Source organism: Bradyrhizobium sp. CCBAU 45389 (genome assembly GCF_028128625.1).
Taxonomy (GTDB): domain Bacteria; phylum Pseudomonadota; class Alphaproteobacteria; order Rhizobiales; family Xanthobacteraceae; genus Bradyrhizobium; species Bradyrhizobium liaoningense_B.
This window is the reverse complement of the sequence record NZ_LBIY01000095.1, coordinates 385,243-407,951: the sequence shown is the minus strand read 5'-3', so window position 1 is coordinate 407,951 and position 22,709 is coordinate 385,243. Positions and strand designations below refer to the sequence as shown.

Sequence of the window (22,709 nt, the reverse complement as noted above, 5' to 3'; positions counted from 1 at the left end):
TTCCTCGTCAGCCTGCCGATTGGCCGCTGGTCCGATCTTTCGCCTGTGCGTTCAGTCGACGCTGGAGCCGCCAGTTCCGAAAGCCCCAGCTCCGCCACGCCAGATCCTGACGCTGCTGTTCTACAAGGCGGTCGCGGCGCGACACAAGGCAGCTCTCGGGGGTGCCGGGCCGGAGCAAAATCGCCTTGTCGATGGCGGGGAGCGCCTGCGGCCCAAGGGTCAGGAGATAGTTGATGTCGATCTGCACGCCATTGCCCGATGCTTCCCGGCTGTGGGCAACATTGTAGTCGGCAATGAACGCATCGAAGTTCACCAGCGAAACGCTGTACAGCACGATCGTTAACGCGATCAGGTTGGCGCCGACGAGCCAGCGGTTGGAGCGGTCGAGTGCGATGCGGGTGACGATCAGGATCAGTCCCAGTGCCACCAGCCCCATCCAGATGAAGGCCGCGATGCGCCAATAGGTCAGCATGTAGATGCCGACGTAAAGATCGAGCCGCAGGATGGAGGAGGCGACCAGCAGGACGTTCTGGCCGACCCAGAGATAGACCAGCGGCCGAATCACCTTCGATTTCTCCGCCGGGCCGCCCGGACGCATCGCCACCAGCACGAAGGCGGCGGCGAGCAGAGCAGTGACGATCAGCGGATAGGCACCGCGATGGGCGTAGGTCGCATAAGTCATGTTATCGGGCAGGGCCACATGGCCCCAGAGATAGATCCCGTCGAGGATGGACTGCGCCGCGAACAGCAGATTGAACAGGATCAGCGAGCGCAGGATCGTCGAGGGACCGAGAAACTCCGCTGAGACCATCGGCGGCAGCGGCGGCGGTACGGGGCCATTGGCGACATCAGTGGTGACAATCGTCTTGCGCCGCCAACGCACATGGATGAACGGCCAGACCAGCGTCAGCATTATGGTCCAGAACAGCACGCGCGGGATGCTGATATATTCGAGGATGATTTTTGGATTGAGCAGGGACACCCACTGCTCGATCACCGGATTGGCCGCGGCGAACAGCGCGACGAAGACGGTGCTCAGCGCCGCAGGCATCAGCCAGAGCGCGATGCCGCGGGTGAACGCCGACATGTTGAACACCTGGAGCGCATCGAGGAAGAACCTGAAGGGACCGAGCAGGAAGAAATTGCGCAGCGCACGGGCGCGCTCTGTCAGCTCGGTCGCATCAGGATTGGTCGCGACCAGGAGCGCAACGGCCAGCGCCATGGTGAGGATCAGGAAGGACAGCATGTTGAGCTCCTCGACGGCCGGCGCGAGGCCGGCGACGAAAATGGCCCCGCTGATCATCGCGCGCCGCAGATCCAGGGATGCATGATTGAACAGCACCGACACGCAAGCCATCGCGATCGCAAAGAGCGTCAGCGACAGTCCGATCCGCGGGCCGTAGAACAGCCAGTCGGCGAGCGCGGCCAGCACCAGCGCAAGCCCGACCTTGGCTGGGATCGAGGAGTGACTGGTCGGCTTGATTTCCGCTACGATCGTCGAAGCCAGGCTCGTCATGTGCAGAAGACCTTTCGTGATGGGTGGCATCACGAAATCTGAACGGCACTTGTGCAGACGGCGGGATCATCGTCTGCATGGTTTCAGGAGTCTTTTGCAGATTTCGTGCAGGCGCGCTTTTGCCTCTCGCGCAGCGCAGATCGCCTTGATAGGTGCGAAGCATTCATCACCATCGCATGTGGCGCATCATGCAATTCCTTCGCCGTATCGGTCTCATCCTGCTCTGGTTGGCCGCGCCTATCGTCGCATTCGCGGCCGCGAACAAGAACGATCCCTATCTGGTCCCGCTGCGCGGCGCCGGAAACTTTGTGCTTGTCGCTGCAAGCATCGCGATCGTCATCCTTCTGCTGCGCCGAGGTCGTTGGCGCAGCATCGCGGGCAAGCTGCTCGTCATGCTGTGGTGCCTGCCGCCGCTCTTGATGTCGGCGGCGCATCTGAAGTTCGAGCTGCGCAAGCGCGATGTCCTTGCCGCCAGCGCCGCCGAGACGCGGCAGCTCGGGCCTCACTTCATGGTCGGCTATTTCTCTTTTCCCGAGGTTGCGCGCTTGGCCGAGCAGGGCCTGATCGGCGGCGTCTATGTCACCCGGCACAACATCCGCGGCCGGACCATCGAGGCGCTGCGGACCGAGATCGCGGCGCTCCAGGACAAGCGCCGTGCGGCTGGCCTGCCGCCGCTGGTCGTGGCGGCGGACCAGGAGGGCGGCATCGTCGGACATCTCGCGCCGCCGCTGACGAAGGTGCCGGCGCTGGCGACGCTCACCGGGCTTGCTCCGGACGAGCAGCAGGCCAAGGCGGAAGAGTTCGGCCGCATCCACGGCCGCGAACTCGCGGGGCTCGGCGTCAACCTCAACCTTGCGCCGGTGCTCGACCTCAAGCCGCCGCAGCGGCGCAACCGCCTCGATTTCCACACCCTGATCGGCCAGCGCGCGATCGCCACCGATCCCGTCGTTGTCAGCACGATCGCGAGCGCCTATGTCCGCGGACTGGAAGGGTCAGGCGTCGGCGCCACGCTCAAGCATTTTCCCGGCATCGGCCGCGTGCGCACCGATACGCATCATTTCAGCGCCAGTCTCAACACGCCGGTGAAGGAGCTGGAGGCGACCGACTGGCTCCCGTTCCGCGAAGTGCTGTCGCATTCGCGCAGCGCCCTCATGGTTGGCCATGTCACGCTCACCGCCGTCGATCCCGATCGCGCCGCCTCGCATTCCAAGCGCGTCGTCGACGGGATTGTCCGCGGCAAATGGGGCTACCAGGGCATGGTGATGACCGACGATCTCGTGATGGGCGCGATCTACCAGAACGACGTCTGCAAGGCCGTCGTCGAGGCGATCAATGCAGGCGTCGATTTGCTGCTGGTCGCCTATGACGGTGCACAGTTCTATCGGGTGTTTGCCTGCGCCCTGGAGGGATCGCGGCAGGGCAGGCTCGATGCGGCGATGTTGCATGCGAGCGCGGCGCGGCTGGAGCGTGGCTTTCCGACCGCGCAGGCGCGCGCCTCTTCGGGCGCAATCAACGTCGCTCGCCGGAACTAGCCCTTCGCGAACTGGCGGTAGTCCGGCTCGCGGTGAAACCAGAATTCGTAGCCGCTGACGCTCTTCTGCATGGCAACGTCGTGGATCGGCTGGTTAAGCGGAATGACGGGGACGTCGCGCATGCAGAGCGCGATGAAAGCCTTCACGCATCTGTCGTACTCCGCGGCATCCGTGGTGAAGCGTGCCTTGTCGATCAGCGCGTCCATCTCCTTGTTCTGGTAGGAGGAGATGTTGAAGATCGAGTTGTTGCCGTGGAAATTCCAGTAGAAGTAATACTCGGGATAATCCAGCCAGCCGCTGAAGCGGTTGAGCGCGAGCGGCAGCTCCTTCTTGTTCAGCGTCGTGCGCCAGTTCGCGCCGGGGATCTTTTCGATTCCCGCCTTGATGCCGATCTTGGCGAGGTTCTCCTGGATCAGGATGGCGGTCGGCTCGCCGACCGTGGCCGTGCCTGTGTCCAGCGACAGCGTCGTCTCCAGGCCGGATTCGAATCCTGCTTCCTTCATCAAGGCCTTGGCCTTGTCGAGATCGGTGACATAGGGAAACGGCTGTGGCCAGACCGGTTTTGAGACCTCCGCCGCGCCGCCATACATCGGAACGGCGCGGCCGAAGAAGGCGCTGGTCTGGATCTGCTCATACGGCATCGCCCAGGCGATGGCCTGGCGCAGCTTGGCATTGTCGAACGGCGGCTTCGCCGTGTTCAGCGCCACGTACCAGAGCGCATTCGGGATCGGCACGCCGGAGACCTTGACCTTGCCCTCCCTGATGATCTGCTCGAAATCACGCGGCGCAAAGCCGCTGGAAATATCCGCATCGCCCCGCTCCAGCATGGCGCGGCGGGTGCCGGCGGAGGGGACGTCGCGCGCAATCACGCGCTTGACCTTCGGTAGCGGTCCGCTCTTCCAGTCGTCGAAGCGCGCCAGCACGGTCTCGCTGCCGGGCTTCCAGCTCTCGATCTTGTAGGCGCCGCCGCCGGCCTCGTTGTTCCTGAGCCACGCCAGCGCCCACGGGTCTTCCGCCGTCGCGTTCTTCCTGGCGAGCTCGGAGTTGATGATGAAGGGCACGACGACGGCGACGTTGAACAGCAGCATCTTGTCCTTGCGGACATAGTCGATGCGGAAGGTGTAATCGTCGACCACCACGAACTGCTCGGGCTTCTCCAGCGATCCCGCCGACATCTGGAAGGTCGGGAAGCCGCCGACCTTCACGGCGCGGTCGAACGACCATTTGACGTCCTTGGCGGTGACAGGCGTGCCGTCGTGGAATTTCGCGTCCTTGCGAAGCCTGAAGGTACAGGACATGCCGTCGGCCGCGACCTCCCAGCTCTCGGCGAGCTCAGGCGCGAGCTTCTCGCGATCGTACGAAGTCGTCCCATCGGGCAGCGTCTTGGAAGCGTAGGTCAGCAGGCGGTCGTAGCAATTCCAGGAGAGGCCATTGACCGTCTGGTTGGAGCCGACGCCCTGCATGTCCAGCGAATTCGGCCCGAGCTCCTGCACCACCAGCAGCGTCTCGGCTCGGCCCTGCGCCCAGGCGGAGGGAGGCGCGAGCATGGTCGTCGTCGCGATACCGAGACCGCCAAGCAGAACGCTACGACGATCCATATGGGATGATGACATGCTCATGAGGGTCTCCTGACAGCGCTTCTTGCGGGAAGAGGCAAGGCACATGCCATGAGGCTGCGGCAGCGCACCGTGTTACTGGCGATGGTGGCGTTGTCGCTGTGCTGAGATCACGCAGCCTACTCGTCGATGTAGCCCTTTGGCCACACGTCCACACAATAATCAACCGGAGGGATGCGTCCGCCTGTCGCGGCAACCGGTTTCCTGTAACAAGAGCGTCGTTGTTTTCGGAATTGGCGGGGACTGGGAATGCGTCGTCTTGCGGCGGTTGGCGTTGGGTTGGTTTCGATTTTGGGATTTGGAAGCGCGGCAGGTGCCGCCGATCTGGCGGTCAAGGCTCCGGTGGCGGCCAAGCAATTCAGCTGGACCGGCTGCTTCATCGGCGTTCATGCCGGAGGCGATTTCAGCTACGACAAGATCAGAAGCTCGGGCGACTTCAGCTCCGCCGGTTTCATCGGCGGCGGACAGATCGGGTGCGACTATCAGTTTGCCTCGGCCTGGGTTATCGGTGTCGAAGGTCGAGCCGCGTGGTCAAGCCTGACAAGCAAGACGCCCGGCACCGCCACCTTCAACCCCGTCTTCGGTGGTGTGGTCGTTCCCTTGACCGTCCCGACGCAATTCACGGTCAGCAACGACTTCCTGGCATCGGCGACCGCACGGCTCGGCTACAGCTTCGCCGGCAACTGGCTTGCTTATGGCCGCGGCGGCGTCGCCTGGACGCGGGAAAAGGCGGACATCGTTCTCACGCCTCCGCTTCTGGGAGTTCCTGTCGATCCCAAGGGGACCATGACGCGGACCGGCTGGACTGCTGGCGTCGGTCTCGACTGGGCATTCGCGTCGCATTGGTCGGCGAACTTTGCGTACGACTATTACGATTTCGGCGCCAACGATTTCGTTCTGACCAATTCCATCCCCCCGGTGACCGTCAGCGGCAGCCTGAAGGACAGGGTCCACACCGTGACCGCCGGTGTGAACTATCGCTTCTGACCGAGGTGGGAGCGGCGTTACGGCGTCACTGCTCCGCGGCTGACGGCCCGCGGGGCCGTCAATTCCTTCCACGTCGAATTCGCCACATGCACCGGCGAGAAGGCGGGGCGCTCGACGTAACGGCCATCGCCGGCCTCGGCGCGCAGATCGCCGTCCTTCCAGACGATGCGGCCGCGCGATAAAGTTGCGGCCGGCCCGCCGGTGCAGGAAAAGCCTTCGAACACGTTGTAATCGATCTTGCTCATCTGCCGCTTGGCGCTGATGGTCTTGCTCGCCTTGGGATCCCACACCACGACATCGGCATCCGAGCCGACGGCGACCGCGCCCTTGCGCGGATAGATGTTGAGGATGCGGGCGATGTTCGCCGAGGTCACCGCGACGAATTCTTCCTTGGTCAGCCGTCCCGTGGCGACGCCCGCGGTCCACAATAGCGCAAGGCGGTCTTCGAGGCCGCCGGTGCCGTTCGGGATCTTCCTGAAATCGCCGAGCCCGAACCGCTTCTGCTCGGTGGTGAAGGCGCAGTGGTCGGTCGCGACCACCTGGAGCGAGCCGGATTGCAGGCCGGCCCAGAGGCTGTCCTGGTGCTGTTTGTCGCGAAACGGCGGCGACATCACGCGTTGCGCGGAATGATCCCAGTCCTTGTTCTGGTACTCGCCGGCATCGAGCAGCAGATGTTGGATCAGCGGCTCGCCATAGACGCGCTTTCCCGCAGCCCGCGCGCGGGCGATCGCCTCATGCGCCTCGCGGCAGCTGGTGTGCACGATATAGACCGGCGTGCCCGTCATGTCGGCGATCATGATGGCGCGGTTGGTGGCTTCGCCCTCGACCTCCGGCGGCCGCGAATAGGCGTGGCCCTCCGGGCCGGTGACGCCGCGCGCGATCAGCGCCTCCTGCATCAGGGCGACGACGTCGCCGTTCTCCGCATGGACGACAGGCATGGCGCCGAGATGGGCGCATCGCGCGAACGAGTTGTAGAGCTCGTCGTCGTTCACCATCAGCGCGCCCTTGTAGGCCATGAAATGCTTGAAGGTGTTGATGCCGTAGGTTTTGACCACGGTCTCCATCTCGTCATAGATCTGCTTCGACCACGACGTCACCGCCATGTGGAAGCCGTAGTCGCTGGCCGCCTTCTCGGATTTGTGCCGCCACTCCTGATAGGCCGCGAGCATGGACTGGCCGGGATCGGGCAGGCAGAAATCAACCACCATGGTGGTGCCGCCGCTCAGCGCCGCCTTGGTTCCCGATTCGAAATCGTCCGCGGTGACGGTGCCCATGAACGGCATTTCGAGATGGGTGTGCGGATCGATGCCGCCCGGAATGACGTAGGCGCCGCCGGCATCGACGATCTCGGTGCCGGTGGGCGCCTCGATCGACGGGCCCACAGCGACGATGGTCTCGCCTTCGATCAGCACGTCCGCGCGGCGCGAATGATCGTGATTGACGACGGTGCCGCCGCGGATGAGGAGGGGCATGAGAGGCTCCGGGGGGAGGTGGGGGGACGTTTCGCCGTGAAGCTAAGCGCACCACCCGCGATGCGACAGGCGAAATTTTAGTCAGTCGCCGCCGATCCTTCTTACTTCGTGCGCGCGACCAGCCCGTCGATCATCGCGCGTACGAGGTTCGCGATCTCCTTGCGCAGCGCCGGCAGCGGCACCGCGACCAGCCTTTGCTCCAGCCCCAGCGCCACCATGCCGTGCACGGCCGAGAACAGGCTGCGTGCGGTGACGCCGAGCTCCTCCTGGCTGCGCTTGGGAAACAGCTGCGCCAGCGGATGATAGATGTGGCGGAACAGCTGCAGCTGGTCGTTGACCGACCAGTCGGGGAGGACCTTGTCGGCCGCCATGCGGTGCTCGAACAGCGCGCGCCAGAGCTCGAGATTTTCGGCGGCGAAATCGCAATAGGCGATGGCGATGCGGACCAGCGTCTCCTGTGGCGAAGATTCACCCGCGCTTTCCGCCGCGCTGAGTGCCTCGTCGAGGCGATGCAGCGTGCGCGAGCCGACGCGTAGAACCAGCTCGTCCACATCAGTGACGAGATTGTAGACCGCGCCATTGGCGCAGCCGATCTCGCGCGCCAAATCGCGGGTTTTCAGACCCGCCAAACCCCGCTCAGCGATCATCCGCTCGGCCGCCTCGACCAGATCGACTCGTAATTTCTCTCGCCGTTCCAGGGCTTTAGACATCATCGACCAAATTCCTGAGCGTCGCTCAAATATTCATTGAACGTTGTTCAAGTTTCCTGCTACAAAGCATTTGTGAGCAACGCTCATAAACAGGGAGCAGACCATGTTCAAGACCGTCGTGACGCTTTTCCGCGGCAGCGTGGCCGCCGCGGGCGAGGAGCTGGAGGACCGCACCGCCCTACTGATCCTCGACCAGCAGATGCGCGATGCCGCCGCCGCCCTCGAGCGCAGCAAGCGCACGCTGGCGCTGGCGATTGCGCAGGACCAGCAGGAGGGCCGCAAGCTCGAGGCGACCTGCGCCCGGATCGCCGATCTCGAAACTCGCGCAGTTGCCGCGCTCGATGGCGGCCGCGAGGACCTCGCGAAGGAGGCCGCCGAGGCCATCGCAGGCCTCGAAGCCGACCGCGACGCGGCGATGACAGCACGCGCGCTGTTCGCGACCGAGATCGCGCGGCTGAAGCGCCACGTGACCAACGCGCAAGCCCGCATCACCGAACTCGATCGCGGCCGGCGCCTCGCCCGTGCCTCGGAAGCAGTGCGCTCGCTCCGCCGCAGCGGCATCGATGCGGCGCGTCCCTACGAATCCACACTGCCGGAAGCCGAGAGCACCTTGAAGCGTCTGCGCGAGCGGCAGGTGGAAGCCCAGGCCGCCGACGACGCGCTGGTCGAGCTCGATGCGGCGACCGGACCGCTCGCCACCGCCGAGAGACTTGCCGAGCAGGGCTTTGGCCCCCGGCTTAAGACGACCGCGGACGACGTGCTGGCGCGGTTGAAGTCCAAGCGCACCCAGCCGGCCTGAACTCGGATTTCATCATCATTCGAACCAACAGGAGACCATCATGAACCAGAACGGCCAGCCCCATAGCAGCGCCTGGGTGAGCTTCACTTATGCGTCCTTCGCAGCCTCCGCCTTCCTCGTCGCCATCGGCGTCTTCTTCCTGCCGATCGACCTCTGGATGAAAGGTTATCTCGCCATGGGCATCGTGATGCTGATCCAGACCTGCATCACGCTGACCAAGACCGTGCGCGACAATCACGAGAGCAGCCGGTTGGTGAACCGCATCGAGGATGCCAAGGCCGAGCGTCTGCTGATGGAGGTTTCCAAGGCGGCTTGAGGCGCAGCGGCTTGCAGTCTGACGCGGTGGGTGCGGGAGCATCCACCGCATCTGATCCGCATATCGCGCCTGCGAAATGCAACCGAGCCATGACGGATCGCGCGGGCGCGCACCCTTGCGTGGTGGCGGCGACCGGCGCACTCTGCCCAGGCGGCGCGAAGAACGCCGCCAATAAAGACTGTGCGAGGAAACCTGCATGGCGGCGACGCGGATCGACTGCGACATCCATCCTGCGGTTGGTGGCACCCGCACGACGCTGCTTCCCTATCTCAGCGATCACTGGAAAGAGCAGGTGGTGAGCCGCGCCATCGACGGGCTCGATCTCACCTCCTATCCACCGGGCATGCCCCTTTCGGGCCGCGCCGACTGGCGGCCGATGAATGGTTCGAAACCCGGCTCCGATCTCGCGATGGTTCAGAAGGGCGCGTTCGATCAGCTGGGTGCGAGCCACGCCATCCTGAACGTGCTCTACGGCGCGCAGGCCGTATTCGACGCCTACATGGCGGCCGACTTCTGCAAGGCCATCAATGACTGGATCGCCGCCGAGTGGCTGTCGCGCGATCCGCGCCTGCGTGCGTCCATCGTGGTGCCGATGCAGGCGCCGGATCTGGCGATCGAGGAGATCGAGCGCCGCGCCGGCGACAATCGCTTCGTCTCCATCCTGGTGCTGGCGCAGGGCGAGACGCTGCTGGGGCGGCGGCATTTCTGGCCGGTCTACCAGCTCGCGGAGAAGTACAAGCTGCCGCTCGCGATCCACGCCGGCACGCAATACCGGCAGGCGCCGAGCTCGGCCGGCTGGCCGTCGCATCGCTACGAATATTACTTCGTCGAGGCGCAGGCCTTTCAGGCGCAGATCCTCAGCCTGATCTACGAGGGCGTATTCGGCAAGTTCCCGGACCTCAAGGTCGTGCTGATGGAGTCAGGCGTGAGCTGGCTGCCGGCCTTCATGTGGCGCGCCAACAAGACCTGGCGCGGCGTGCGCGTCGAGGTGCCCTGGGTCGAGCGCGAGCCGGCCGCGATCATCCGCGACAATTTTCGCGTCACCATGCAGCCGTTCGATGCGCCCGGCGATGCCAGGAGCGTCGAGGAGATCATCGACCAGATCGGCTCTGAAAAGATGTTCCTGTTCGCGTCCGACTATCCGCACTGGCAGTTCGACGGCGACGATCCGATTCCGCCGAACCTGCCGAAGAGCATCATCGAGAAGATGTGTGTCGACAATCCGCTGGAGACGTTTCCGCGGTTGTCAGTCAACTAATTCTGGAGGTTCGCATGAGTGAGGTCATCGACCGCCCGCTGCGTGACGACGAGAAACCCGCGGCATCGCGGTTGCGCATCGTCGATTGCGACGTGCATCCGAGCCTGCACTCGGTCGAGGATCTCAACGCGTTCCTGCCAAAGCGCTGGCAGCAGCATCTGAAGGAATATGGCAGCCATCTGCGCACGCCCTATCTCTTCACCACGCCCTATCCGCGTTCATCGCCGCTGATCGCGCGACGTGATGCCTGGCCGCCAACCGGCGGGCCGCCCGGCTCCGATCTCGCCTTCATGCAGAAGCAGCATCTCGATCCGCTCGACGTCGAGTTCGGTATCCTGCAGGTGCTCGATCTCTTCATCTTCTCGCAGCAGAACCTGGAATTCGGCGCGGCGATCCAGCGCGCCATCAACGACTGGCAGCTGGCGTTCTGGTCGCATCGCGATCCCCGCCTGAAGGCCTCGATCCTGGTCGGGCAGGACGGGGTGGACCTCGCGATCGCCGAGATCGAGCGCTGCGCCAGAATCGGCGAGTACATCCAGATCAACGTCTCGCCGCGCGCCAACGAGCCGCTCGGCCGCCGCCGCTACTGGCCGATCTATGAACGTGCCCAGGAGCTCGACCTGCCGCTCGGCATCCATGTCGGCGGCTATGGTGGGCATGCGCCGACCGGCGGCGGCTGGCCGTCCTATTATGTCGAGGAGCACCAGTCCAACGCGCACACCATCGCCGCGCAGCTCGCGAGCCTCGTCACCGAGGGCGTGCCGGAGCGCTTCCCAAGACTGAAGATCGTCTTTATCGAGGGCGGCTTCGGCTGGATCCCGTCGGCGGTGTGGCGCATGGACCAGCATTTCGAGCGCTTCCGCAGCGAGGTGCCGCATCTCAAGCGCAAGCCGTCCGAATATGTCCGCGAGCATTTCTGGTTCACGACCCAGCCGATCGACGAGCCGGACGAGGCACGGCATCTGCGCGCGCTGATCGAATGGGTCGGTGTCGACCGTCTGTTGTTCTCGTCGGACTATCCGCACTGGGACTTCGACGATCCGCGGTTCGCCTTCAAGACGCCGCTGACCGAGGCAGAGCGGAAGAAGATCTTCAGCACCAACGCCCGCGCGGTCTACAAGTTCTGAGACCTGTATGGCCCGTCACATCGTCGCCACCATCTCGGAGATCCCGCCCGGCGGCAACAAGGTCGTCGCTATCGCCGGCCGCGACATCGTCGTGTTCCACGTCAATGGCGAGTTCTTCGCGCTTCTGAACCGCTGCCCTCATGAAGGCGCGCCGCTGGAGAAGGCCGCCTGCGTGGCGCGGCTGACCTCGCCCGAGCCCGGCGTCTACGAGCGTTCGCGCGTCGGCGAGATGCTGCGCTGTCCCTGGCACGGCTGGGAGTTCGACATGCGCAACGGCCAATCCTGGTTCGATCCCAATCGCGTCAGGATCCGGTCATATCCGGTTGCGGTGGAGCGCGGCGAGGAATTGCAGAAGGGCCCCTATGTTGCCGAGACGTTTCCGGTGCATGTCGAGGACAGTTATGTGATCGTCGAGGTCTGAGCGGGCTTTGCGCATTGAGATTCCAACGCAGGTGCGATATGGCTCTCGCGCTTTCAGAGGCGGAGACGAGCTTTGTCGAAACAATCCCTGCGTGAAGAGGCCGAGCGCCTGATCCGCGAATCGATGGAAAAGAAGACCATCGTCGTCAAGCAGGGCACGACCCGCATCGAGGCCGTCTGCGGCAAGTGCGGCGCGCCGAACCGGGTGCAGGCGGAAAAAGGCCAGACCCGCGTCAAGTTCGCCTGCAAGAATTGCGGGCACCAGCAAGAGACGCTGTAACTCCTCATCCTGAGGAGCCCGCTGAAAGCGGGCGTCTCGAAGGATCGAGGCCCGAGACGGGCCTGCATGGTTCGAGACGCGCGCAAGGGCGCGCTCCTCACCATGAGGGTCAAATAGTCACTCCCCCTTCACGAACCGCGCGAACGCATCCGCATAGTCCGGATGCCAGCGCGACAGCGGCGGGCGGTTCTCGACGATGTCGCCGGCCGCCCAGAGCATGCGCTTTTCGTCCAGCGCGCGCGGTACGTCATTGTCGGGGCACAGGATGTAGAAGTCGCCGGCCTCCAGCCGTGCCAGCATGAAATCCACGGTCTGCTCCGGCGTCCAGGCGCCGGCCGGCTTTTCGGTGCGGCCCTTTGCGGTGAGGCCGGTGAAGACGAAACCTGGAATCAGCAGATGTGCGGTGACGTGACAATCGCCGGTATTGCGCAGCTCGTGCTGCAGCGCCTCAGTGAAGGCCTTCACGCCGGCCTTGGAGACGTTGTAGGCGGGATCGCCGGGCGGCGTGGTGATGCCCTGCTTGGAGCCGGTGTTGATGATGAGGCCGGCTTTGCCGCGTGCGATCATGCTCGGCGCGAAGATTCGGGAGCCGTTGATGATGCCCCACATGTTGACGCCGATGATGCGCTGCCAATTGTCTGATACGCCGAACAGCGTGCTGCCGGGCTGGATGCCGGCATTGTTCATGAGGACGTCGGTGCCGCCGTAATGCGCGCCCACGGCGCGTTCCAGTTCCATCACGCTTTCGGCACGGCTGACATCGACGGCGAACGTCATCACATGTGTGGCAGACGCGACGGATGACAGTTTTGTGGCGGCCTCCGCCAGCCGCGCCTCGTCGACGTCAGCGATGCATACCTTCATGCCGGCACGCGCGAAAGCCATGGCGGCGGCAAATCCGATGCCGGACGCGCCGCCGGTGATCACGGCAACATTGTCCTTGATGATGGCTGGATGTGACATGGCTCGTCTCCGCAGGATGGGGCTCGGTCGAGCTATAGCATGGCGCTGGCGCGACCCTGCACAAGTCGGCATGGGAGGTCTTCGTTCCACGCCGCCTTTACGCCCCTCCGGCACCGCTGTATTCTTCCAGGCCTAACGGTCCCACCGAGATCGAACCAATCAATGACCTGACAGGGAGTGCGGCCATGGCTGTGTCGCAGGCTATTCCGATCACGCGCCACCCGTTCGCCAACGGGTCCTACAAGCAGATGCTGATCGACGGGAAGTGGGTCGACGCCGCCTCCGGCAAGCGCTTCGAGACCCGCAATCCCGCGACCGGCGAGCTGCTCGCGACGGTCGCCGAGGGCGACAAGGAAGACATCGACCGTGCGGTCGCCGCCGCCCGCCGCGCCTTCGAGGGTCCGTGGAGCAAGGTGAAACCGTTCGAGCGGCAGAACCTCTTGCTCAGGCTCGCCGACCTCGTCGAGAAGAATTTTGACGAATTGTCGCAGCTCGATACGCTCGACATGGGCGCGCCGCTCAGCCGCACCCGCGCCTATCGCCTGCGCGCCATCGGCATGCTGCGCTACTATGCCGGCCAGACCACGGCGATCCATGGCGAGACCATCGAGAACTCGCTGCCCGGCGAAATCTTCTCCTATACGCTGAAAGAGCCGATCGGCGTCGTCGGCGCAATCATTCCCTGGAACGGTCCGCTCAGCGCGACGATCTGGAAGATCGGGCCTGCGATCGCGACCGGCTGCACCGTCGTGCTCAAGCCCGCCGAAGAGGCGCCGCTGACCTCGCTGCGCATCGCCGAGCTGGCTATGGAGGCCGGCATTCCGCCCGGCGTCGTCAATGTCGTGCCCGGCTATGGCGAGACCGCGGGCGCCGCGCTCGCCTCGCACCACGACGTCGACAAGGTCGCCTTCACCGGCTCGCATATCACGGGGCAGTCGATCATCCGGGCCTCGGCCGGCAACCTCAAGCGCGTCTCGCTCGAACTCGGCGGCAAGTCGCCGGACATCGTGTTCGCGGATGCCGATCTCGACGCCGCCGTGCCGGGTGCCGCGATGGCGGTGTTCGCCAACTCGGGTCAGATCTGCAGCGCCGGCACGCGCCTGTTCGTCGAGCAGGCGATCTACGAGGAGTTCGTCGGCCGCGTCGCCGAGTTCGGCAAGAAGCTGCAGGTCGGCAACGGCCTCGATCCCAACGTGCAGATCGGCCCGCTGGTGTCCGAGCAGCAGCTCGAGCGCGTCACCGGCTATCTCGACATCGGCCAGAAGGAAGGCGCGCGTGCGCTCGCCGGCGGCGGCCGCGTCACCGAAGGCGCGCTATCGAAGGGCTTCTTCGTCTCGCCCACCGTGTTCGCCGGCGTCCAGGACAACATGCGCATCGCGCAGGAGGAGATTTTTGGTCCCGTCATCTCCGCGATCGCGTTCAAGGACATGGATGAGCTGGTCAAGCGTGCCAACAACACCACGTTCGGCCTCGGCTCCGGCCTGTGGACGCGCGACGTCACCAAGGCGCATGCGGTCGCGAAGCGCCTGCGCGCCGGCTCGGTGTGGGTCAATTGCTACCAGGCGATGGACCCGGCCGTGCCGTTCGGCGGCTACAAGATGAGCGGCTACGGCCGCGAGTCCGGCAAGCAGCACGTCGAGGAATATCTCAACGTGAAGGCCGTCTGGATCAAGACGGCGTAACATCCATTCCTTCCCGCGTTCCGCGAGAGGGAATATCTACTTTTTGCAGGGGCGGCGCCTTTTCGAGGGGCCGCCCCTCGCTATATGATCCGCATCCTTCCATAGCCATCCGGGGTCCGCATGAAATTCGAGGCGTTGTTTAGACCGTTGCAGGTCGGTCCGTACAAGCTCGCGCATCGCGTCGCGATGGCGCCGTTGACGCGCATGCGGGCCGAGCGCGAGAGCTTTTCGCCGCGGCCGCTCAACGCCGAATATTACGGCCAGCGCGCGACGAAGGGCGGTTTGCTGATCGCCGAAGCCTCGCCGGTGCTCTCGCACGGCCGCGGCAATCCGGCGACGCCCGGCATCTATTCGGAGGCGCAGATTGCCGGCTGGCGCAAGGTGACGGATGCCGTGCACGCCAAGGGCGGCATCATCTTCCTCCAGCTCTGGCATGTTGGCCGCGTCTCGCATTCCTCCTTCCACGGCGGCGAGTTGCCGGTCTCGGCCTCGGCGATCCCGATCAAGGCCGAGGGCATGAAGGCGATGACGGCCGACGGCAAGATCGCCGATTACGAGACGCCGCGCGCGCTGGAGATGGAGGAGGTCAAGGACATCGTCGAGGCTTTCAGGCAGGGCGCGAAGAACGCGCTCGCCGCCGGCTTCGACGGCGTCGAGATCCACGGCGCCAACGGCTATCTGCTCGAGCAGTTCCTGCAATCGCGCAGCAACCAGCGCACCGATCAATATGGCGGCGGAATCGAGAACCGCGCGCGGCTGCTGCTCGAGGTCACGCAGGCCGCGATCGACGTCTGGGGCGCCAACCGCGTCGCCGTGCGGCTGTCGCCCCACGGCATCGCCAATGATTCCGGCGAGCCCGATCCGATGCCGCTCTACACGCACGTGGTGAAGGCGCTCGACAAGCTCAGTCTCGCCTATCTGCATTTCATCGAGCCGCGCTCCAGCGGCGCCGGCCGCGCCGACGTCCACTGGGAGAACGTGCCCTCCGCGATGGTGCTGTTCCGCCCGCACTACAGCGGCGTGCTGATGACCGCCGGCGGTTTCACCGGCGAGACCGCGAATGCGGCGATTGCCGAGGGACACGCCGACATCATCGCGTTCGGCCGCATCTTCATCTCCAACCCCGATCTGCCGCGGCGCCTGGAGCACGACTATCCGATCACGCCGTACAACCGCGCGACGTTCTACGGCGGCGAGGAGAAGGGGTATACGGATTATCCGGTGTATGACGAACTGACGCCGGCCTGACCTCTCCCGTCATTCCGGGGCGATGCGCAGCATCGAACCCGGAATCCATCTCACGTCTTCGCTTGCCGCCCAATGGATTCCGGGCTCGCGACTTCGTCGCGCCCCGGAATGACAATCGTGTATGGTCGCTCCTCGCAATGACGACGGAGAGACTTCCATGGCCAAAGCCGCAGCCGCCGCAGGAACAGCCACCGGCCAGTGCCTCTGCGGCAAGGTCACGTTCGAAATCGACGTCCCCGCGCGCTGGGCGTGGCATGATCATTCTGCCGGTAGCCGCCGCGCCCACGGCGCGGCTTACGCGACCTATATCGGCAGCTGGAAGAAGCGCTTTCGCATCACCTCCGGCAAGACCGCGCTGACCCGTTACGAGGACAAGGCGACGAAGACCGCGCGCAGCTTCTGCTCGCATTGCGGCACGCCGGTCATGTACGAACGCCCGCGCGGCCCGCACATGGTCAACATCCCGCGTGCCTTATTCAAAGAACGCACCGGACGCCAGCCGCTCTATCACATCGCGATCGAGGAGCTGCAGGAATGGGCCTATACCGGCGAGCCCCTGGTGCCGCTGAAGGGCTTTCCCGGCGTGGTCTGGCAGCGCTCGAAAAAGAAGAAGCGCGGAAGCGGCGAGGATCCGTTCGAGCTCGGGCGCGAGGAGATGTAGCTCCGCTCCCGCGCAACGCAGCCATGACCGCGCTTCCTTGCGCGTATCCCAAGACTTCGGCCATCATGCTTTCAGTCCTTGCGGCAACGACCGCTCCTGGAGGAAACATGAAGAACAAGATCACCGGCCGCTCCGCCTTTCTCGCGCTGCTCAAGGACGAGGGCATCACGCACCTGTTCGGCAATCCCGGCACCACCGAATTGCCGATCATGCATGCGCTGAAGGATCATCCCGATCTCACCTATGTGATGGCGATGCAGGAGAGCCTGGTGGTCGCGATCGCCGATGGCTACAGCCGCGCCTCGGGAAAGCTCGTCGCCTGCAACGTCCATGTCGCGCCCGGCCTCGGCAATGCCATGGGCTCGCTCTACAACGCCCAGTTCACGGGAACGCCGATGATCCTGACCGCGGGCCAGCAGGAGCAGGGCCACGGCCTGATGGAGCCGGTGCTCTATGGCCCCTTGGTGCGCATGGCCGAGCCGCTGGTGAAATGGGCGGTCGAGGTGACGCGGCTGGAGGACCTGCCGCGCATCGTGCGCCGCGCCGCCAAGGTCGCGATGACGCCGCCGACCGGGCCGGTGTTCATCTCGCTGCCCGGCGACATCCTCAACAGCGAAGCCGGGATCGATCTCGGCCGGTCCACTCGCATCGATGCGCGCACCAAACCATCGGACGAAGCGCTCCGGGCTTTCGCAGCACGGCTGCTTAGGGCGGAGCGCCCCGTGGTCGTCACCATGGACGAGGTGGTGAAGAGCGACGCGCTGAAGGAGGCCGCTGAACTGGCCGAGCTGCTCGGCGCGGCCGCCTATCAATCCTCGACGCCCTATGGCTCGCATTTCCTCTCGGAGAGCCCGAGCTTCGTCGGCACGCTGGCGCGCGTGCAGAAGGCGGCGCGCGATACGCTCGCGCCTTACGATCTCCTGATCGCGCTGGGTGGCGATCCCTTGCGGATGTCGGTCTATAGCGAGGTCGATGCGCTGCCTGACGGTCTCGGCATCGTGCAGATCGGCCTCGTCGATTGGGAGATCGCCAAGAATTACGGCGCCGAGATCGCGCTGAAGGCTGACGTTAAGGAAACGCTGCGCGCATTGATTCCGGTGCTGAAGGAGATGGGCGGCACAACACTTACGAGCCGCGCGAAACAGCGTCTCGCCGAGCTTGCGCCGAAGAACTGGAGCGCGCGCCGCGCCGCACTGGTCGAGCAGATCGGCAAGAGTGCGGGCCGCAACCCCATCGATCCCGACTTTCTGGTGCTGCAAATGGTCGAGGCCATGCCCGACCATGCCATCCTCGTCGATGAAGGACTCACCTCCAGCCGCCAGGTCACGGCGCTACGTCCGCACCGTGATCGCTACGGCTATCACGGGCTTGCTTCCGGCGGCATCGGCTGGGGCCTGGCGGCCTCCGTCGGTGCCAGCATCGCCAATCCGGATCGTCCCGTGGTGTGCTTCTCCGGCGACGGCAGCGCGATGTATTCGATCCAGTCGCTGTGGACCGCGGCGCATCACAAGCTGCCGCTCAACGCCGTCATTGCCAACAATGGCGGCTACCGCATCATCAAGCAGCGCCTCCTCGCCTTCCATGGCGATGACAATTACGTCGGCATGGACTTTGTCGATCCGCCCGTGGATTTTGCGGGCGTCGCCAGGGCGCTCGGCTGCGAGGCAATCAAGGTGAGTGATCCCCGCGAGCTGAAGGCGACGCTGTCATCGGCGTTCAATCGGCCGGGGACGAAGCTGATCGAGGTGATGGTGGACGGGAAGGTGTAGGGCGCCGCGCGCTCCGCTCTGCTCCCTCCCCCCTTGTGGGGGAGGGCGGGGGAGAGGGGTAGCCCAGGAGGCGGTGTCGCCGTCGTCGAGAACAGGTCGTGCGCTGCAGAGAGAGTCCCCGTGTGGCACCCCTCTCCCTAACCCTCCCCCGCAAGGGGGGAGGGAACGCAGCGGTGTCCGCGGGTGCAGTTCGGCAGATCGCGCAATGAAGCGCAGCTCGCAGCGACGATCCGGAAAAGCGGCAAGCAGCAGCTACCCCGTCTTCCCCACGCGATACCCCGCCGCCGGATGCGGCGCATCGAGCCGCGCGCGTCCGCCGCCGAACAGCTTCTCCCGCAGCGTGCCCTTCGCATATTCCGGCTTATACCGTCCGCGCTTGGTCAGCTCCGGCACCAGCATGTCGGCGATGTCCTCGAAATCGCCGGGCGAGATCGCGAAGGCGACGTTGAGGCCGTCGACGTCGGTGGCCTCGAACCATTGCTCGATCTTGTCCGCGACCATCTCGGGCGTGCCGACCACGACAGGACCGGCGCCGCCGATGCCGACATGCTCGATGACGTCGCGCACGGTCCAGACCCGATCGGGGTCCGCGCGGGTGACGTTGTCCATCGCGCTGCGGCCGGCATCGTTCTGGACGTGACGCACCTGCTGGTCGAGGTCGTAGCCGGAGAAGTCGACGCCGGTCCAACCCGACATCAGCGCCAGCGCCCCTTCAGCGCTGATATGGCGGCGATAGTCGGCGTATTTTTCCTTCGCCTCGTCTTCCGTCCGTCCGAGGATGATCGTCATCATCGAGAACATCAGGATCTCGGCCGGGTTGCGGCCGAGCGCGGCAGCCTCCTGGCGGATCGCGGAGACGCGCGGCGCGATCACCTTGGCCGATGGGCCCGACATGAACACGCATTCGGCGTGGCGCGCGGCGAACTGCCGGCCGCGCGGCGAGGTGCCGGCCTGGTACAGCACGGGCGTGCGCTGCGGCGACGGCTCGCTGAGGTGAATGGTGTTGTTGATGCGGTAGTTCGCGCCCTCATGATTGACGCGATGGACTTTTGCGGGATCGGTGAAGATGCCGCGTTTGCGGTCGCGCAGCGCGGCGTCGTCTTCCCAGCTGCCTTCCCAGAGCTTGTAGACGACCTCCATATATTCGTCGGCGATGTCGTAGCGATCGTCATGTCCGGTCTGCTTGTCCTTGCCGGCGCCGCGCGCGGCGCTGTCGAGATAGCCGGTGACGACGTTCCAGCCGATCCGCCCCTCGGTGAGATGATCCAGCGTCGACATCCGCCGCGCGAACGGGTAGGGCGGCTCGAACGACAGATTGCTGGTGACGCCGAAGCCGAGATTTTTCGTCACCGCGGCCATTGCCGACAGCAGCAGCAGCGGCTCGTTCGACGGCGTCTGTGCTGCATTGCGCAAGGCTGCGTCAGGGCTGTTGCCATAGACGTCGTAGACGCCGAGCACGTCGGCCAGGAACAACCCGTCGAAGCGGCCGCGCTCCAGCGTCCTGGCCAGATCGATCCAGTAGGGCAGGCGGTTATATTCGGCTGTGCGGTCGCGAGGATGGGTCCAAAGGCCCGGTGACTGGTGTGCGACGCAATTCATCGCAAAGGCGTTGAGCCTGATCTCTTTGGCCATGCTGGTCCCTCGGCGCCCTGTACTGAGCGCTCTTCGAATGATAGATGTGCGCCCCAATCTGGCGAAGTTCTTGCATATGTTGGGATATTGGCAAGGTCAAAATCAGCGGTGCTGCCGCGCTTGGCAAGCCAATCTCAAGAGAGCAAGAACGAAATCACAAGAACTACCCAAGAACGATCCAACTCCCCGCCACTTTCGACGGCCTATGTAGCCCGCTACGTTCGCCCGCGTCGAAACCTTGAAAATGAAAGCAATGACCAGAGCCGACGCCATCGCCCGCGCCCGCGACGATTTCAAATCCGGCGCGTTCCTCGCTGAACTCGACCGTCGCGTCGCCTACAAGACCGAGAGCCAGAATCCCTCGCGTGGCCCCGAGCTGCGCGCCTATCTGGAACAGGAGATGCAGCCGGCTTTCGCTGCGCTCGACTTCACCAGCCGCATCGTCGAATCCCCGAGCGGCAAGGCACCGTTCCTGTTCGCCGAGTACCACGAAAGTGCGTCCGCGCCGACCGTGCTGGTCTACGGCCATGGCGACGTCGTCGATGGCATGGAAGGCGAGTGGCGCGACGGCCGCGATCCCTGGCGCACGACGGTTGCGGGCACGCGGCTCTATGGTCGCGGCACCGCCGACAACAAGGGCCAGCACAGCATCAACATGGCAGCGCTGCGTGCGGTACGCGACGCGCGCGGCGGCAAGCTCGGCTTCAATGCCAAGTTCATCGTCGAGATGGGTGAGGAGATCGGCTCGCCCGATCTCGGCAAGGTCTGCGATCTCAATCGCGACGCGCTCAAGGCCGACCTGTTCATGGCCTCCGACGGCCCGCGCTTGTCCGCAGATCGCCCCACACTCTTCCTCGGCTGCCGCGGCGGCATCCGCATCCACCTCGACGTGAACCTGCGCGATGGCGGCCATCATTCCGGCAATTGGGGCGGCGTGCTCGCCAACCCCGCGACCATCCTGGTCAACGCGATCTCGACGCTGGTCGACGGTCACGGCCGCCTCCAGCTCGAGGCCCTGAAGCCACCGCGGCTCACCAACCAGATCCGCAGCTATCTTGCGGACGTCGAGGTGGTGCCGACCGCGGACGAGCCGGCGCTGGCCGAGAACTGGGGCGAGGAGGGCTTGTCGGCGGCCGAGCGGCTCTATGCCTGGAACACGCTCGAAGTGCTGGCGATGTCCTCGGGCAATATCGAGAAGCCGGCCAACGCCATTCCCGGCCATGCCAATGCCGTGCTGCAACTGCGTTTCGTGGTCGGCACCAAGATCGACGGCCTGATCGACGCCATCCGTGCGCATCTGGTGGGACGCGGCTTTCCGATGGTCGAGGTTCGGGCGGCCCAGAGCTTTGCCGCCTCACGCACCGATTTCGACAGCCCCTGGATCAAATGGGCCGCGGATTCGGTGCAGGAGACCACCGGCAAGGCGCCGGCTGTTTTGCCGAATTTCGGCGGCTCACTGCCCAACGACGTCTTTTCCGAGATCCTGGGCCTGCCGACGATCTGGGTCCCGCACTCCTATCCCGGCTGCTCCCAGCATGCGCCCAATGAGCACATCCTGCTGCCATTGACCGAAGAGGCCTTGACGGTGATGGCCGGGCTGTTCTGGGATCTCGGGGAATTGCCAAAGCCACTGGCCTGAGCCGTTAACCTGGAGCCGCCATCCAGCCGAAAGTCACATTCTAATCCGGCCCGATTTGTGCTTGCATTCGGCCGCATCATCCTGAAAGGGGAAGAAAAAAGTGAAACATTTCCGTCACATCGGGCTCGCGCTTGTCGCGACCTTCGCCGTCAGCCAGGCCGGGGCCCAGGAGCTGACCGGGACGCTGAAGAACATCAAGGACACCGGCGCCATCACGCTGGGCTTCCGCGACTCCTCGATCCCGTTCTCCTATCTGGACGACAACCAGAAGCCGGTCGGGTTCGCGATGGACATCTGCTACAAGATCGTCGACGCCGTGAAGAAGGAGCTCAAGCTCGACAAGCTCGAGGTGAAGCTCAACCCGGTGACCTCCGCGACGCGCATCCCGCTGATGGCCAATGGCACGATCGATCTCGAATGCGGCTCGACCACCAACAATGCCGAGCGCCAGAAGCAGGTCGCCTTCACCAACACCCACTTCCTGACCGCCAGCCGCTACGTCTTCAAGAAGTCGAGCGGCCTGAAGTCGATCGACGACCTCAAGGGCAAGACGGTGGTCTCGACCGCCGGCACCACCAACATCAAGCAGCTCACCGAAGCTAATGTCGCGAAGGGTCTCGGCGCCAACATCATCCCGGCCAAGGACCACGCCGAAGCCTTCCTGATGGTCGAGACCGACCGCGCGGTCGCCTTCGTCATGGACGACATCCTGCTCGCCAGCCTCGTCGCCGGCTCGAAGTCGCCGGATGACTATGCGATCTCCAAGGACGCGTTCTCCAAGCCCGAGCCCTACGGCATCATGCTGCGCAAGGACGATGCGCCGTTCAAGAAGGTGGTCGATGCTGCGACCGCTGCGGTCTATACCTCCGGCGAGGGCGAGAAGATCTACGCCAAGTGGTTCACGACCAAGATCCCGCCGAAGGGACTGAACCTGAACACGCCGATCTCGGCCGAGCTGAAGAACGAGTTCGCCAAGCCGACGGATTCGCCGAATCCGGACGACTACAAGTAAGATATGCTGTTCCCTCTCCCCGCTTGCGGGGAGAGGGAAGAATTCCAGCCATTCTGGAGGGAGTGGCCGG

At 64.6% G+C, this 22,709-nt stretch carries 20 protein-coding genes; 14 read left to right on the top strand and 6 right to left on the bottom strand.

Features of this window, described 5'->3' with window-relative positions:
- Positions 1-7: 7 nt before the first annotated feature.
- On the bottom strand, positions 8-1,516 hold the full coding sequence (locus XH79_RS28985) for a DUF4153 domain-containing protein (RefSeq protein WP_271583938.1): 1,509 nt from the start codon (positions 1,514-1,516) through the stop codon (positions 8-10).
- Positions 1,517-1,704: 188 nt separating this feature from the next.
- Here XH79_RS28985 and XH79_RS28980 point away from each other — a divergent pair, with 188 nt between their 5' ends.
- Positions 1,705-3,048, top strand: a complete 1,344-nt coding sequence (locus XH79_RS28980; protein ID WP_271583814.1) for a glycoside hydrolase family 3 N-terminal domain-containing protein — start codon at positions 1,705-1,707, stop codon at positions 3,046-3,048.
- Here the strand turns inward: XH79_RS28980 and XH79_RS28975 are convergent.
- Positions 3,045-4,661 carry an ABC transporter substrate-binding protein gene (locus XH79_RS28975; protein ID WP_442869978.1) on the bottom strand — a complete coding sequence of 539 codons (1,617 nt, stop codon included), beginning with the start codon at positions 4,659-4,661 and terminating at the stop codon, positions 3,045-3,047. The genes XH79_RS28980 and XH79_RS28975 overlap by 4 nt on opposite strands.
- Positions 4,662-4,913: 252 nt before the next feature.
- Here XH79_RS28975 and XH79_RS28970 point away from each other — a divergent pair, with 252 nt between their 5' ends.
- Entirely contained in the window at positions 4,914-5,651 is a 738-nt protein-coding gene (locus XH79_RS28970) for an outer membrane protein (protein WP_271583812.1), read from the top strand.
- A gap of 17 nt (positions 5,652-5,668) precedes the next feature.
- On the opposite strand, the gene hydA is transcribed toward XH79_RS28970, so the two are convergent.
- Positions 5,669-7,123: a dihydropyrimidinase gene (gene hydA, locus XH79_RS28965; RefSeq protein WP_271583811.1), complete on the bottom strand. Its 1,455-nt coding sequence runs from the start codon at positions 7,121-7,123 to the stop codon at positions 5,669-5,671.
- A gap of 101 nt (positions 7,124-7,224) precedes the next feature.
- Positions 7,225-7,833 carry a TetR/AcrR family transcriptional regulator gene (locus XH79_RS28960; RefSeq protein WP_271583937.1) on the bottom strand — a complete coding sequence of 203 codons (609 nt, stop codon included), beginning with the start codon at positions 7,831-7,833 and terminating at the stop codon, positions 7,225-7,227.
- 103 nt (positions 7,834-7,936) lie between these two features.
- Here XH79_RS28960 and XH79_RS28955 point away from each other — a divergent pair, with 103 nt between their 5' ends.
- From XH79_RS28955 to XH79_RS28930, 6 genes are all read left to right on the top strand, one after another.
- Positions 7,937-8,632 carry a PspA/IM30 family protein gene (locus XH79_RS28955; protein WP_271583810.1) on the top strand — a complete coding sequence of 232 codons (696 nt, stop codon included), beginning with the start codon at positions 7,937-7,939 and terminating at the stop codon, positions 8,630-8,632.
- Between the two features lie 40 nt (positions 8,633-8,672).
- On the top strand, positions 8,673-8,948 hold the full coding sequence (locus XH79_RS28950) for a YiaA/YiaB family inner membrane protein (protein ID WP_212342032.1): 276 nt from the start codon (positions 8,673-8,675) through the stop codon (positions 8,946-8,948).
- 196 nt (positions 8,949-9,144) lie between these two features.
- On the top strand, positions 9,145-10,206 hold the full coding sequence (locus XH79_RS28945) for an amidohydrolase family protein (RefSeq protein WP_271583809.1): 1,062 nt from the start codon (positions 9,145-9,147) through the stop codon (positions 10,204-10,206).
- 14 nt (positions 10,207-10,220) lie between these two features.
- On the top strand, positions 10,221-11,333 hold the full coding sequence (locus tag XH79_RS28940) for an amidohydrolase family protein (RefSeq protein WP_271583808.1): 1,113 nt from the start codon (positions 10,221-10,223) through the stop codon (positions 11,331-11,333).
- A 7-nt stretch (positions 11,334-11,340) separates the two neighbouring features.
- Positions 11,341-11,754 (top strand): Rieske (2Fe-2S) protein, encoded by a 414-nt coding sequence (locus XH79_RS28935; protein WP_212342026.1) that lies wholly within the window; start codon positions 11,341-11,343, stop codon positions 11,752-11,754.
- 72 nt (positions 11,755-11,826) lie between these two features.
- On the top strand, positions 11,827-12,033 hold the full coding sequence (locus XH79_RS28930; protein WP_183242680.1) for a hypothetical protein: 207 nt from the start codon (positions 11,827-11,829) through the stop codon (positions 12,031-12,033).
- Between the two features lie 117 nt (positions 12,034-12,150).
- Here XH79_RS28930 and XH79_RS28925 read toward each other — a convergent pair whose 3' ends face one another.
- Positions 12,151-12,996, bottom strand: coding sequence for an SDR family NAD(P)-dependent oxidoreductase (locus tag XH79_RS28925; RefSeq protein ID WP_271583807.1), 846 nt, complete (start codon positions 12,994-12,996; stop codon positions 12,151-12,153).
- A 185-nt stretch (positions 12,997-13,181) separates the two neighbouring features.
- Between XH79_RS28925 and XH79_RS28920 the strand changes: the two genes are divergently transcribed.
- The 4 genes from XH79_RS28920 (at position 13,182) to XH79_RS28905 (ending at position 18,356) form a co-directional block, all read left to right on the top strand.
- The gene (locus XH79_RS28920) at positions 13,182-14,678 is read left to right on the top strand and encodes an aldehyde dehydrogenase family protein (RefSeq protein ID WP_271583806.1); all 1,497 of its coding nucleotides are present in this window, start codon (positions 13,182-13,184) and stop codon (positions 14,676-14,678) included.
- 120 nt (positions 14,679-14,798) lie between these two features.
- Entirely contained in the window at positions 14,799-15,926 is a 1,128-nt protein-coding gene (locus tag XH79_RS28915) for an alkene reductase (RefSeq protein WP_271583805.1), read from the top strand.
- Between the two features lie 157 nt (positions 15,927-16,083).
- Positions 16,084-16,587, top strand: a complete 504-nt coding sequence (locus tag XH79_RS28910; protein WP_212342018.1) for a GFA family protein — start codon at positions 16,084-16,086, stop codon at positions 16,585-16,587.
- Positions 16,588-16,694: 107 nt separating this feature from the next.
- Positions 16,695-18,356 (top strand): thiamine pyrophosphate-binding protein, encoded by a 1,662-nt coding sequence (locus XH79_RS28905; RefSeq protein ID WP_271583804.1) that lies wholly within the window; start codon positions 16,695-16,697, stop codon positions 18,354-18,356.
- Positions 18,357-18,608: 252 nt separating this feature from the next.
- Here the strand turns inward: XH79_RS28905 and XH79_RS28900 are convergent, their stop codons facing one another.
- On the bottom strand, positions 18,609-19,988 hold the full coding sequence (locus tag XH79_RS28900; RefSeq protein ID WP_271583803.1) for an LLM class flavin-dependent oxidoreductase: 1,380 nt from the start codon (positions 19,986-19,988) through the stop codon (positions 18,609-18,611).
- A 253-nt stretch (positions 19,989-20,241) separates the two neighbouring features.
- Here XH79_RS28900 and XH79_RS28895 point away from each other — a divergent pair, with 253 nt between their 5' ends.
- A complete protein-coding gene (locus XH79_RS28895) occupies positions 20,242-21,627 on the top strand; it encodes a M20 family metallopeptidase (protein ID WP_271583802.1) in 1,386 nt (461 codons plus the stop codon).
- A gap of 100 nt (positions 21,628-21,727) precedes the next feature.
- Complete coding sequence (locus XH79_RS28890; protein WP_271583801.1) at positions 21,728-22,639, top strand: amino acid ABC transporter substrate-binding protein; 912 nt, start codon at positions 21,728-21,730, stop codon at positions 22,637-22,639.
- Positions 22,640-22,709: the final 70 nt, after the last annotated feature.